General features: G+C 43.9%; 10 protein-coding genes. All 10 read right to left on the bottom strand.

Annotated features, from left to right (window positions below):
• Positions 1-68: 68 nt before the first annotated feature.
• Positions 69-851, bottom strand: a complete 783-nt coding sequence (locus CVD23_RS15465) for a transporter substrate-binding domain-containing protein (protein ID WP_245917325.1) — start codon at positions 849-851, stop codon at positions 69-71.
• A 531-nt stretch (positions 852-1,382) separates the two neighbouring features.
• Positions 1,383-1,964, bottom strand: coding sequence for a ribosome biogenesis GTP-binding protein YihA/YsxC (gene yihA, locus CVD23_RS15460; RefSeq protein ID WP_101666500.1), 582 nt, complete (start codon positions 1,962-1,964; stop codon positions 1,383-1,385).
• The gene (lon, locus tag CVD23_RS15455; protein ID WP_101576109.1) at positions 1,961-4,288 is read right to left on the bottom strand and encodes an endopeptidase La; all 2,328 of its coding nucleotides are present in this window, start codon (positions 4,286-4,288) and stop codon (positions 1,961-1,963) included. The genes yihA and lon overlap by 4 nt, the downstream gene beginning before the upstream one ends.
• A 318-nt stretch (positions 4,289-4,606) precedes the next feature.
• Complete coding sequence (lonB, locus tag CVD23_RS15450) at positions 4,607-6,274, bottom strand: ATP-dependent protease LonB (RefSeq protein ID WP_101576110.1); 1,668 nt, start codon at positions 6,272-6,274, stop codon at positions 4,607-4,609.
• A gap of 150 nt (positions 6,275-6,424) precedes the next feature.
• Entirely contained in the window at positions 6,425-7,690 is a 1,266-nt protein-coding gene (gene clpX / locus CVD23_RS15445) for an ATP-dependent protease ATP-binding subunit ClpX (RefSeq protein ID WP_101576111.1), read from the bottom strand.
• Positions 7,691-8,271: 581 nt separating this feature from the next.
• Positions 8,272-9,564 carry a trigger factor gene (gene tig, locus CVD23_RS15440; RefSeq protein WP_101666499.1) on the bottom strand — a complete coding sequence of 431 codons (1,293 nt, stop codon included), beginning with the start codon at positions 9,562-9,564 and terminating at the stop codon, positions 8,272-8,274.
• Positions 9,565-9,727: 163 nt separating this feature from the next.
• Positions 9,728-10,756 (bottom strand): tetratricopeptide repeat protein, encoded by a 1,029-nt coding sequence (locus CVD23_RS15435; RefSeq protein WP_101576113.1) that lies wholly within the window; start codon positions 10,754-10,756, stop codon positions 9,728-9,730.
• Positions 10,757-10,853: 97 nt separating this feature from the next.
• Positions 10,854-11,429 carry a 3-isopropylmalate dehydratase small subunit gene (gene leuD / locus CVD23_RS15430; protein WP_101576114.1) on the bottom strand — a complete coding sequence of 192 codons (576 nt, stop codon included), beginning with the start codon at positions 11,427-11,429 and terminating at the stop codon, positions 10,854-10,856.
• Positions 11,430-11,443: 14 nt separating this feature from the next.
• Complete coding sequence (gene leuC / locus CVD23_RS15425; protein ID WP_101666498.1) at positions 11,444-12,856, bottom strand: 3-isopropylmalate dehydratase large subunit; 1,413 nt, start codon at positions 12,854-12,856, stop codon at positions 11,444-11,446.
• A gap of 50 nt (positions 12,857-12,906) precedes the next feature.
• Positions 12,907-14,019: a 3-isopropylmalate dehydrogenase gene (leuB, locus tag CVD23_RS15420; protein ID WP_101666497.1), complete on the bottom strand. Its 1,113-nt coding sequence runs from the start codon at positions 14,017-14,019 to the stop codon at positions 12,907-12,909.
• Between the last annotated feature and the right edge of the window lie 15 nt (positions 14,020-14,034).

Below are 14,034 nucleotides of genomic sequence, written 5' to 3'. Positions count from 1 at the left end.
AAACAACTTATCATATCGTTAAAGCAGAAAGGGACGAATGCGCAGTAGTTACGACTCGTCCCAACTGATTACTGTTCTTCTGGATCTACTGTAATATCCTCGCCAATGTATTTCTCACTGATTTCTTTCAGCTTACCGTTTTTTCGAAGCGTTTCTAACGCTTCGTTTATTTTTTTAAGCAATTCCTCATTTTCTTTTGCCACCGCAATCGCCTGCTCACTGCGCCCAAGCAGTTCTTTCCCTTCAATCGCCATTCCGGAACCGATCGCTTCCTTACCGGTGACAAAATCGGTTATAACAGCATCATGCTTTCCTTTGCTCAACGATTCAAGCGCCGTTACATCACTATCATAAAAAATGATATTATCGGTCACTTTTTCGGCTGTACTGGCATATGTCGAGCCTTTCGCTACGGCAACTTCCTTGTCTTTCAAATCATCGAGGCTTTCAATCGATTCGCCAGGGCGAACGAAGATTTGCGGTCCTGAATAATAATACGGGGTTGAAAAGTTAACAGCTTTTAAACGATCCTTATTAATCGTGTGGCTTGCCACAGCTGCGTCAAAACGGCCTGACTTTACGCCTTCAACAATTCCGCCAAACTTGAACTTTTTTTGAACCGGTTCAAGTCCGAGCTCTTTCGCTACTGCTTCACCTACTTCAATGTCAAAACCGGTCATTTTTCCATCTGCACCGGTTACGCTAAATGGATTGAATTCACCGGAAGAAGCAAATGTGAATTTACCTTCTTCTGCTAAGTTCATTCCATTTGATTCAGCTTCCTCAGAGCCGCATGCCCCAAGAATAAAAACCGAGAAGAAAATAATGGCTGAGCTAAGTAACTTTTTCACTTGAATGATTCCCCCTCTTTTTCTCTACTTTTTTGTAACACTATTAACCTTAACATCCAGCAGTAATTTTCACAAAATTCATATTATACGATAATTCGAGAAAATCAGTGATTACACCGGGTCACTATTAACCATCTGCTCCTAGTCGCTTTTTTCGGCCCTATCCTCCCATATCCCCCAAAATGCTCATGATCAAACCATAGTTTTAAGAAACTTTCCTTTCGCATAGTTATTTTTTCCTTATTAATATTATTAAAGAGCAAGATTTATGACAGCTGGCACGAAATAACATGAAGTTCTACCTGAGTGAATTTCGTTAAGCAATTCTTTAATTCCAAAAACGAACAGTTATTTAATATTAAGTATTATTATTCGTTTCCTACGGCATTCTCTTGTTTATTTTAGACAACTTCATTCGTTTTTCGGTGTACCTTAGCACATTGTGAAATTTCCTCCGATTACGTACATTTATATATATATCTATCTAAACACGAAAAAGCCTGACGGCACAGAGCTGTCAGGCTTTTTTGTTCACATATAACTCGCAATGATCGACCAGGCTTTTTCTTTGCCCTCGCCTGTTTCCGAGGAAAAGAGGACAATATGGTCATGCTCATCAAGATCAAGTGTTTCTTTTGTAATTCGCAAATGCTTTTGCCATTTGCTTTTTGAAATTTTATCCGCTTTTGTCGCAATGATGATGCACGGGATATCATAATGCTTCAAAAAGTTATACATCATGATATCGTCTTCTGTTGGCGGATGCCGCAGATCAACAATCAGGAGAACGGCCTTGAGCTGTTCCCTGTTTGTTAAGTATGTTTCGATCATTCTTCCCCATGCTTCACGCTCCTGCTTGGAAACTTTGGCGTATCCGTATCCGGGAACGTCAACAAAATGAAGCACGTCGTTAATTAAATAGAAGTTTAAAGTTTGTGTTTTCCCGGGTTTTGACGAGATCCTTGCCAAACCCCTGCGATTGAGCATTTTATTGATAAACGATGATTTTCCTACATTCGAGCGGCCAGCCAGGGCAAACTCGGGCAAATCCTCCGGTGGATATTGATCAGGCTTTACGGCACTGATGACAATTTCCGAGCTGACTACTTTCATGTGGTTTCACCGCTTATTAAAGCATGGCTTAACACTTCATCAACATGGGAAACCAACACAAAATCCAACTGTTCACGAACGCTTTCCGGTATATCATCGATATCTTTTTCATTGTCTTTTGGAAGAATAATTTTTGTTAAGCCGGCGCGGTGCGCACTTAACGTTTTTTCTTTGACCCCGCCAATCGGCAGGACGCGCCCTCTCAAGGTAATTTCACCTGTCATGCCGACTTCTCTTCGGATCGCCCTGCCCGACAATGCTGAGACGAGTGCGGTGGCAATCGTAATTCCTGCTGATGGGCCGTCCTTTGGAACTGCTCCTTCAGGCACATGGATATGAATATCATGCTTTTCGTGAAAATCTTTGTCGATCCCCAGCTCTTCAGCTTTGGAACGGACATAGCTGAAAGCAGCCTGGGCAGATTCCTTCATGACATCACCCAATTTTCCCGTCAGCACAAGCTTCCCTTTTCCGGGTGCAAGTGATACCTCAATTTGCAGTGTATCCCCGCCGACAGTCGTATAGGCAAGGCCGGTTGCAACACCGATTTGATCTTCCAGTTCAGCTTGTCCATAACGGAACTTCGGTTTGCCTAAAAATTCCTCCACACCTCTGTCTGTGAGGACGACACGTTTCTTTTCACCTGAGACAATGATCTTCGCCGTTTTCCTGCAGATTGTTGCAAGCTGGCGCTCGAGCCCCCGTACTCCAGCTTCTCGTGTATAATAGCGGACCACCTTTTGAATGGCATCCTCGCGAAGCTGCAGCTGTGCTTTTGATAGACCGTGGTCTTTTAGTTGCTTGGGAAGGAGGTGGTCCTTGGCAATATTAATTTTTTCAAGCTCTGTATAGCCGGCAATTGTAATAATCTCCATCCGGTCACGCAAAGGTCCTGGAATCGTCGCCAGGTTATTGGCGGTGGCAATAAACATAACCTTTGATAAATCGTATTGTTCTTCAATATAGTGGTCGCTGAAATTATGGTTTTGTTCAGGATCCAGTACTTCGAGCATCGCCGCTGACGGGTCGCCACGAAAATCGTTAGACATTTTATCAATTTCATCAAGGAGAAAAACAGGATTGATCGTGCCGGACTTTTTCATTCCCTGGATGATGCGGCCCGGCATTGCGCCAACATATGTGCGGCGATGGCCGCGAATCTCGGACTCATCACGGACTCCGCCAAGAGAGACCCGGACAAAATTGCGGTTTAATGATCTCGCTATCGAGCGGGCAAGGCTGGTTTTTCCGACGCCTGGAGGGCCGGCCAGACACAATATCGGCCCTTTTAAGGAATGGGTCAGCTGCTGGACGGCCAAATATTCAAGCACACGTTCTTTTACTGTCTCAAGACCATAATGGTCCTGATTCAAGATGCGTTCAGCTTTATGGATGTCCAAGTCATCTTCCGTTGATTTCGACCATGGAATAGACACGAGCCATTCGATGTAATTACGGATCACGGCACTTTCGGCAGAGGTCGTCGGCACCTTTTCATATCTGTCCAGTTCTTTATACGCTGTTTCTTTGACATGCTCAGGCATGCCTGCAAGTTCAATTTTCTCGGTTAACTCGGCTATTTCACCGGTTTTGCCTTCTTTATCGCCGAGTTCCTTTTGGATCGCTTTCATTTGCTCGCGCAAATAGTATTCTTTTTGTGTTCTTTCCATCGACTTTTTGACACGCTGGCCAATTTTCTTCTCTAAGTTTAACACTTCTTTTTCGTTGTGAATGATTTCGATGACCCGGTTGATCCGTTCTTTCACATCGATTGTTTCGAGAATATCCTGCTTTTCTTTTAGCTTAAGCGGAAGGTGGGAAGAAATAATATCTGCCATTCGGCCGGGCTCCTCGATATCCGAAACAGAGGAATAAGTTTCTGCAGATATTTTTTTCGACATCTTTATGTATTGCTCAAAATATTCGAGCATCGTTCTCATTAATGCCTGATCTTCCACATCTTTTGATTCCCTGTCTTCATATACCTTTAACGAAACCGTAAAATGATCCTCTTCATCCTTAAAGGAACTGATTTCAGCGCGGTTTAAGCCTTCAACTAAAACCCGGATTGTCCCGTTGGGCAGCTTCAGCATCTGCTTTACTTTCGTTAATGTTCCCATACGAAAAAGGTCATCTTCCGCAGGTTCATCTATCGATATATCTTTTTGTGTTGTCAGAAAAATTAAATGGTCATCTACCATTGCTTTTTCGAGTGCCTGTACTGATTTGTCCCGGCCTACATCCAAATGAAGGACCATGGTCGGATATACAAGCAAACCCCGAAGCGGCAGGAGGGGGACGATGATCTCTTTCTTTTTCGCCATAATCTTGCACCTCCAAAATGCAAATCGTTTTATCCGTTTAAAATATTTCAGGATAATCTTTGTACAATTCTAACCCATTTACGAAGCAGTGTCTATTAACAAGGCATGGGAAGGCCGCAATTGCCAATTATGCAAGCAGCTCCGGCAGCACTGCACTTTGGTCAATCATCTAAGCGGGACTCATTTTCAAAATTCGCTTTTCTTATTATCCAGTTTTTATTACAAAAATATGTCTGCTATTAATACCTTTACCTCATTCATTAAAAGAAAAACTTCGATCTGCGATATTCCTAAAGCAAACCGAAGCGGAAAAAGCGGTTAAATGCTTTCTTTTTTGGCAATGTCGATTGATGCCGGTGTTACCAGATCTTTTTTATGTTCATGCACAAGCGCAAGTTTGAATACTTCGTCAAGATGGCTGACAGGCATGATGTTGATCCCGTCTATCTCGTTTAAAATCGCCTGCATATTCTCTTCGGGAATGATCACCATTGTGGCACCTGCTTTTTTGGCTGCGATCACTTTTGGGTATACGCCACCGACAGGCTTGACATTCCCGTGGATGCTTATTTCACCCGTCATCGCTACCGTATGGTTAATCGGAATTTTATAGATCGCTGAGTATATACCTGTTGCCATTGCGATTCCCGCGGATGGACCGTCTATTGGTATACCGCCCGGGAAATTAACGTGAATATCAAATTCATCTGCAGGTACATGCATTGATCGCAGCACCGTGATCACGTTTTCAATTGAACCTTTAGCCATGCTCTTGCGACGAATTGATTTTCCCCTGTCACCAATGCTTTCCTCTTCGACAATTCCGGTAATATTGATGGAACCTTTTTCTTTGGCAGGAATAACGGTTACTTCAATTTCCAGCAACGCACCATTGTTGGCACCGTACACAGCAAGCCCGCTCACCAAACCGATGGTAGAGGCAGGACTGATTTTCCTTTCCATTCTCGGGCTAAGCTGGCTTGTATTAATGACCCATTCAATATCTTCATCCTTTATAAAAGTTCTTTCCTCTGTAATCGCAAGACCTGCTGCGGTTTGTATTAAATTGACAGCTTCGCGTCCGTTGCGGGCATAGCTGGACAAAATGGCCAAACCGGTGTCCGTAATCGAGAGCTTAACTTTATCGGCTGCGTTTTTTCCTATTTTCAAAATCTCTTCTTGATTTAGTTCCCTGAAAAAGACTTCCATACAGCGGGAGCGAATCGCAGGAGCGATCTCGTTCGGAGTCCGGGTCGTCGCCCCGACGAGCCGAAAGTCAGCGGGAAAGCCATTTTTAAAAATATCGTGTATATGGGTGGGAATTTGGACATTTTCTTCATTATAGTAGGCACTCTCAAGGAATACTTTGCGGTCTTCCAGTACTTTCAGGAGCTTGTTCATTTGGATTGGGTGAAGCTCTCCAATTTCGTCTATAAATAAAACGCCGCCATGGGCGTTGGTTACGGCGCCCTGCTTGGGCTGGGGAATACCTGCTTGTCCCATCGCACCGGCTCCCTGGTAAATCGGATCGTGGACCGAGCCAATCAGCGGATCGGCAATGCCCCTCTCATCAAAGCGTGCAGTCGTTGCGTCAAGCTCAATAAATACTGAGGCCGGTTTAAACGGAGACTTGTCATTTTTCTTTGCCTCTTCCAGAACAAGCCGTGCTGCAGCTGTTTTTCCAACACCGGGCGGACCGTAAATAATCACATGCTGTGGATTGGGGCCGCAAAGTGCTGCTTTTAATGCTTTAATCCCATCCTCCTGTCCGACGATATCGCCAAAGGTGGTAGGGCGGACTCTTTCTGATAAAGGCTCGGTCAGTGAAATGGCTCTCATTTTTCGGAGTTGCTCCATCTCCTTCTTCGATTCCCGGTCGATTGATACTTTTTGCGTTCTCTGGTTTCGCAATAAATTCCAAAAGTAAAGCCCGATCACGATACCGAAAAACAGCTGTATAAAAAGGGCAATGCCCGTCCAACTCATAGTGTTCCCTCCTGCTTGGTTATTCTCTTTAATATAAGCTAGTATCTCCTTCACCTATATGGAATAAACAAGGAATAATAAGAAAAAACATAGGCAAAATGTGAATAAAAATAGCCAAACCCTTTTAAGAGTTTGGCCTGGATTCATATGTTATGCGGAAGTTTTCCGTTCTTTTTCGACGACGGTGCCATCGCTAAGGATAAGCTTCGGCAGGCTGTTTTCTACAACTGTTTCAGCGGTGATGATACACTTTTCAATATCATCACGGGACGGCAGGTCAAACATCACATCGAGCATGATTCCTTCGATGATCGAGCGGAGTCCGCGCGCCCCTGTTTTTCTTTCAATTGCTTTTTTCGATATTTCCTTCAAAGCACCTTCTTCAAATTCCAATTCGACGTCATCAAGCTCAAGCATCTTTTGATACTGCTTGACAAGCGCATTTTTAGGTTTGGTCAGAATTTCAATTAGCGCATCTTCATCAAGTTGTTCAAGGCTTGCGATCACCGGCAGACGCCCGATAAATTCCGGGATAAGGCCGAAGCGCAATAAATCCTCGGGAAGAACCTTGGATAACAGTTCTTTTTGCTCGACTTCAGGCTGTTTTGCATTGGATCCAAAACCAATTACCTTTTGGCCGAGCCGGCGTTTAATAATCGGTTCGATACCGTCAAAAGCACCGCCGCAAATAAATAAAATATTGGTTGTATCAATTTGGATAAACTCCTGGTGTGGATGCTTGCGGCCACCTTGTGGCGGAACGCTTGCTACTGTACCTTCGAGTATTTTTAACAGGGCTTGCTGGACTCCTTCACCGGAAACATCCCTTGTTATCGAGGGATTTTCCGATTTACGGGCAATTTTATCAATTTCATCGATATAAATAATACCCTTTTCGGCTTTTTCTACATCATAGTCAGCAGCCTGAATCAGCTTGAGAAGAATATTTTCGACATCTTCGCCAACATAACCTGCTTCAGTTAACGATGTAGCATCCGCAATCGCAAAAGGAACATTGAGGAGCCGTGCCAATGTTTGCGCAAGCAATGTTTTACCGCTTCCCGTCGGACCGATCATCGCGATATTGCTTTTAGAAAGCTCTACATCATCAATTTTGCTGTTTGAATTAATACGTTTGTAGTGATTATAAACGGCTACAGACAGCGACTTTTTCGCCTGGTCCTGGCCAATGACATATTCGTCGAGAATGTCGCGAATTTCTTTTGGTTTCGGAACATCCTTGAACTCAACTTCCTCCTCAGTACCGAGTTCTTCTTCAACGATTTCAGTGCAAAGCTCGATGCATTCGTCACATATATATACACCAGGGCCCGCAACTAATTTACGAACTTGATCCTGTGTTTTACCACAGAAAGAACATTTTAACTGCCCTTTTTCATCATTAAACTTAAACATGCCTTCACCCCTCGTAAAACTTTTGAACAATATATAAAGCTGCAATTCTTGAGCTAACGGACAGAAACATTTTCAACTTATCGCCTGTGCCCTGAAAATCAGGCGGCCGTTGAAAAAAGCCAACAAATGAGGCACCTGATGCCCGGCCTCGCATGGGAACTCGTAACAATTATGTATTGCATTGTAACACATTTTTGTACCAGACAGGAAATGATAACACTTGGAGTTGAAAGTCGGCCCCTGGTTATTGCCGTTTAACTAAGCTTAACCATAAATGTGGAGATTAAATCGGATGTTTTAAAACAAAAAATCACCAGTTTGTCTCTTCTGGCTTTCCTTTAGGCGCAATCAAGGTTTGAAAGGAAAATGATGATTTTATATTAAAACTCTTTTCTTCGTTATATGTATTGATATTTACAAATATGTACACAGAACTATGTTTGTTAAACTGCCGCTCCTCCTCTTTTGTGTATAAAACAAGGCACGATTTCTCGCGCCTTGCCGGTTACTTAATTTTACCACGGTAGAGAAATTAAGTCACTGTTTCAACACCTGGTTATCTATTCCATTTTGAATGATTATTATTCGGTTGCTTTCGTTTTGCTGTTTTCAATAAGGAAATCAACCGCTTTTCTCACTTGTAAATCTGCTTTAATCCCTTCAAGGCTGCCTAAAGCTTTTTCAATGTTTTCAACAGGCATGTTGTACATTTCAGCCATTTTTGTCAGCTCTTCAGTTACTTCTTCATCGCTAACTTCGAGATTTTCTGCTTTCGCAATCGCTTCAAGAGTTAGGTTTGCACGAACGCGCTTCTCTGCTTCTTCGCTCATTTGGCCGCGAAGTGCGTCTTCATCCTGGCCAGAGAATTGGTAATACAGTTCAAGATTCATCCCCTGCATTTGGATGCGCTGTTCAAACTCATTAAGCATTCTGTCTACTTCGTTATCAATCATGACTGCAGGAATCTCGATTTCAGCATTTTCTGCCGCTTTATCGACAACTGTATCACGGACAACATGTTCTGCTTCATGCTTCTTGCTGTCTTCAAGACGGTTTTTAATTTTTTCTTTTAAAGCGTCCAAAGATTCTACTTCTTCATCTACATCTTTAGCAAATTCATCGTCCAAAGGAGGAAGTTCTTTTGTTTTGATTTCATGAACTTTCACTTTGAAAGTGGCAGGCTTGCCAGCTAATTCAGCAGCATGGTATTCTTCGGGGAAGCTTACTTCCACTTCTTTTTCTTCACCTGCTGCCACTCCGATGAGCTGCTCTTCAAATCCGGGAATGAATGATCCGGAGCCAATCTCAAGTGAGTAGTTCTCAGATGTTCCGCCTTCGAAAGCTTCTCCGTCAACAAAGCCTTCAAAATCGATGACTAATGTATCACCGTTTTCCGCAGTGCCTTCTTCTCTGACAGCAAGCTCTGCATGGCGCTCCTGTAAAGACTTCAGCTCATTTTCTACATCCTCATCTGTAACATTTGTGTCGACAGCTTCTACTTCGATGCCCTTATATTCACCCAATTTAACTTCTGGTTTCACAGTAATATTGGCCTTGAAAATAACATTCTTGCCTTTTTCAATTTGCTCAACATCGATTTCCGGACGGTCAACAGGTTCAATTCCTGCTTCTTCTACTGCGTTTGAGTATGCTTCCGGAAGAAGAAAGTCAACTGCATCCTGATATAATGATTCCACGCCAAAACGCTTTTCGAACATTCCGCGCGGCATCTTTCCTTTACGGAAGCCAGGAACATTTACTTGCTTTACTACTTTTTTAAATGCAAAGTCTAAACCTTCGTTTAACCTCTCTGCATCTACTTCAAACGTGAGAACCCCTTGGTTCCCTTCTAACTTTTCCCATTTTGCAGACATACTGTTTTTTCCCTCCAACAATCTATTATCATTTCGTTCATCGAATTTGATATGAATATGTCTTGTCGTGCAAGTCATAATCCATTTTTCATGTAATAGATAAAAATTCACATAATACAACCACTACATTATAACATACGTTGCTTTTCTTTCAACAGCGAAGCTATATAATCGGATATGAAATTTCTTCTACCATTAAAATAAATTCGAGAGCTGCTTCCATCTCATCCCGTTCTGCACCATACTCAGCCGCGATATCCTCTTTCCGTCTATCGACACCATGATATTGTAAAGAAATAAAATGGTAGGCAGCCGCCCAAATGCGCGGGTCCTCCGGTTTGAATTCAAATGGATATAACAGAAAACTGTGGCGTTCAAGCAAGCTTTTAATATTTTCAAAAAGAACCGGATCGTCATTCTCCAGCTTCTCCCGCAGCAACTCTGAAATATTGATGAGGCCCTGCTGGTTTTGCACGGACCCGAGCTCTGCCGGATTGAAGTTCTCGCTTCTGCCCAACTTTTTAACGAACACTTCTTTTTCGTATTCGTGTTCGGTCAGAAGATTTAATAGCATCGTTTTTAAAAAGGGATGGCCTTCCTCCGCACTTAAGTAAGCGGTAATCTCTCCTGCATACGGGCGGATATTCCGGTTTGCCAGCTTTGCAATGAGCAGCATCTGTTCTTTCGGATTCTGGCAGGAAAAAAGGTTCAACTCATCGATCATACTCTCATCATTCAGTGCTGCTTCTGTTGCTTGATCCGCTCTTCCCTCACTCATGCGGCGGCTGAAATGAAGCATTTTTGAAAAATGTTCGAGCTTGTCCTTCGGAATTTGCCGCTCCTGAAGCAGCACTTCAATTGTAGCTGTAATTTCCCCATATTCATTCAGCTGAACAAGGATCATCAAATATAAATCAACAATTTGAATATAGTCACCAATGCCTTGATTCAGCATCTCTTTCGCCAATTCCTTTGCTTTTGCAAGCTGGCCGGACTCGAAATAGGCAAGCACCAAACCGATATAAACATCGCTGTTTGAAGGATCGAGACTTTTTGCTTCCGTGAAAAAGCCAATTGCATCATGAAACTTTTTTTGCTGCAGGTGGTCGAGTCCTTTTTCAATTAAGCGTTTTTCAAGGTCGGGAAAAAGAATGATATTTTCATCTGTCCTCGACCGATTGCCTTTTTTCATTATGTAAACCGCCTTACTGTAAAAGTTAAAGTAAGTTTAGCATGAACAGTAAGAAAAACAAAAAGATTCACAGGAGAAGACTGTGAACCTCTAAAAGTTATTTTTCGTAAGCAAGAATCTTATCTTCATACTGCAGAGTGATTTCGATTTCGTCCCAGCCATGAAGAAGGAGCTTTTTCCAGTAAGGATGAATTGTAAACGAAGCTTCAAAGCCGGCCTGATCATGAATTTTTTCTTCCTCAAGATTGACGGTAAGAAAATACAGCTCACTCTTGGCTTTACTCAGCAAGTAGCCGACTTCTTCGTCCGCTAATGAAACTGGAACAATCCCGTTCTTTAAGCAGTTTTGATAAAATATATCAGCAAACGAAGGGGCAATGACCACTTTAAAACCATAATCAGAAAGCGCCCATGGTGCATGCTCCCGAGAAGATCCACAGCCGAAATTTTCATTTGCGATGAGAATTTCCGCGCCTGCATTTTCCGGCCGGTTTAATTCAAATTCCTTGTTTAAGCTGCCGTCAGCATTGTATCGCCAGTCATAGAACAGAAATTGGCCGAAGCCCGTTTTCTCAATCCGCTTTAAAAATTGCTTCGGAATAATCTGATCTGTATCGACATTGGCCCGGTCCATTGCGGCTGCTTTCCCTCTAAAATTCGATAATTCCGCCACCTGAGACTCCTCCTTTATACCGTTTCCGCTGCAGACAAACTTCTAATATCGACGAATCGTCCATGGATGGCAGCAGCGGCAGCCATTGCCGGGCTGACAAGATGTGTTCTTGCCCCCGCTCCTTGGCGCCCTTCAAAATTACGATTCGATGTTGAGGCACAATGATAGCCTGACGGAACAATGTCTGCATTCATGCTCAAACACATGCTGCAACCCGATTCTCTCCATTCAAAACCGGCTTCAATAAAGATTTGCGCGAGCCCCTCTTCTTCTGCCTGCTTTTTAACCTGCTGTGAACCAGGCACCACCAATGCCCTTACGCCAGTGTGAACCTGTTTGCCCCGCGCGATTTCAGCAGCGGCCCGAAGGTCTTCAATCCGTGAATTTGTACATGAGCCGATAAACACATACTGAATGTTGATTTCATCCATTCTCTTGCCTTCTTGCAAGCCCATATAGTCCAGAGCTCTCTGCAAAGATCTTTTTTCCATTTCACTGTCAAAATCGGCAGCGAACGGGATATGGCCGGAGATCGGGGCCGTCATTGAAGGGTTGGTACCCCAGCTGACCATCGGTGTGATTTCTTCCCCTTTAATATGCAAGACTTGATCATATTCAGCATCAGCATCGGATGCCAGTGTCAGCCATTCCTGCACCTTATTCTCAAATTCTTCTCCCTTTGGAGCATACTTTCTCCCCTTCAAATAGGAAAATGTCGTGTGATCAGGACTGACAAGGCCGGCCTTCGCCCCACCCTCAATCGACATATTGCAAACGGTCATCCGCTCTTCCATTGACATGTTTTCAATGACTTCGCCGCAATATTCAATCACATATCCTGTTCCAAATTTAATTCCGTATTCTGCAAGAATAAATAAGATAACGTCCTTGGCGGTGACGCCGGCTGCCAGCTTTCCTGAAATTTCAAGCTTCAGCGTTTTCGGTTTTGTCTGCCATAATGTCTGGGTTGCCAAAACATGCTCCACTTCACTTGTTCCGATCCCAAAAGCCAGGGCACCGAAGGCACCATGGGTCGAAGTATGGCTGTCACCGCAGACAACCGTCATCCCTGGTTGGGTCAATCCGAGCTCAGGGCCGATAACATGGACAATTCCCTGCTCCGGGCTTGATAAATCGGCAATCGGTACTTCAAATTCTTCACAGTTCTGTTGCAGTGCGTTAATTTGATTAAGGGCAATTTGATCATCAATTTGAAAACGGCCCATCGTCGGAATATTATGGTCCATCGTCGCAAACGTCCGGTCCGGCCGCCTCACCGTTCGTTTTTTCATTCTCAGGCCGGAAAAAGCTTGCGGGGAGGTTACTTCGTGCACTAAATGGAGGTCAATATATAATAAATCCGGCTTCCCGTCTTCCCGGTGGACAACATGCTTTTCCCATACCTTGTCGATTATTGATTTCCCCATCCTGTCATCCCTTTCTTTATAAGCGTCTTTTAATAGAAGACACGCGCTGTTTAGGCGTACGCGCTCATAATATTCAAGATTGCTTCATCATCATGAAGAGCAGCTTTTATTTCTCCGGCCATTTCCGTAGTCGTCGACGCTGTTTTACCAAAAGCAGCAATATCCCGTGTCCGGAAGCCGGCCTCCAGAACCTGGACGACCGCATTTTCAACAGCGACAGCCTCTTCTTCCAATCCAAACGATAAACGGAGCATCATTGCTGCCGATAAAATCATCCCGACTGGATTGGCAATATTTTTCCCTTCAATATCTGGTGCAGACCCATGGATCGGCTCATATAAGTAAGGTCCTGATAACGACAAGCTTGCTGATGGCAGCATGCCAAGCGATCCGGTTAACACCGAGGCTTCGTCGCTTAAAATATCGCCAAACATATTTTCTGTTACCACGACATCAAATTGTTTCGGATTCTTGATCATCTGCATCGCTGCATTATCGACAAGCATGTTTGTTAGCTCAACATCCGGATACTTCCTGGCTGTTTCTTCAGCAACTTCGCGCCACATCCGGCTTGATTCAAGCACGTTTGCTTTGTCTACCGAAGTTACCTTCTTGTTGCGTTTGCTTGCCAGTTCGAAGGCGGTCTCGATCACCCTTTCAACTTCTTGACGCTGATAAAAGAGCGTATCAACTGCAGCCTCTTCACCGTTTTGTCTCGTGCGCTCGCTCGGTTTTCCAAAATAGAGGCCGCCTGTCAATTCCCTGACCATCAGCAGATCAACACCTTCGATCACCTCGATGCGCAAAGGGGAGGAATCGGCAAGGCTTGCATAAAAATTTGTCGGCCGTAAATTTGCGTATAAATCAAGGTCTTTGCGAAGCTTCAACAATCCTCTTTCCGGACGGAGATCAACAGGGAGGCGGTCCCATTTTGGCCCCCCGACTGCACCAAGCAGCACCGCGTCGCTTTCGCGGCAAAGCTGAACAGTCTCCTCAGCAAGAGGTGTGCCGGAATCATCAATCGCTTCACCGCCAATTTTCCCGTAAGAAAAATAGAATTGATGTCCGAATCGTTCTCCGATCGCCTGTAAAACCTCAATAGCTCCTTTAGTGACTTCTTTGCCGATTCCATCGCCAGGAAGCACCGCGATTCTTTTCTTCATCTATTATCCCTCCGT

This window comes from Bacillus sp. V33-4, from assembly GCF_002860225.1.
GTDB classification, from domain to species: domain Bacteria; phylum Bacillota; class Bacilli; order Bacillales; family Cytobacillaceae; genus Bacillus_BJ; species Bacillus_BJ canaveralius.
Note: the sequence above shows the minus strand (reverse complement) of the source record. Positions and strands in the feature narration are given on the sequence as shown.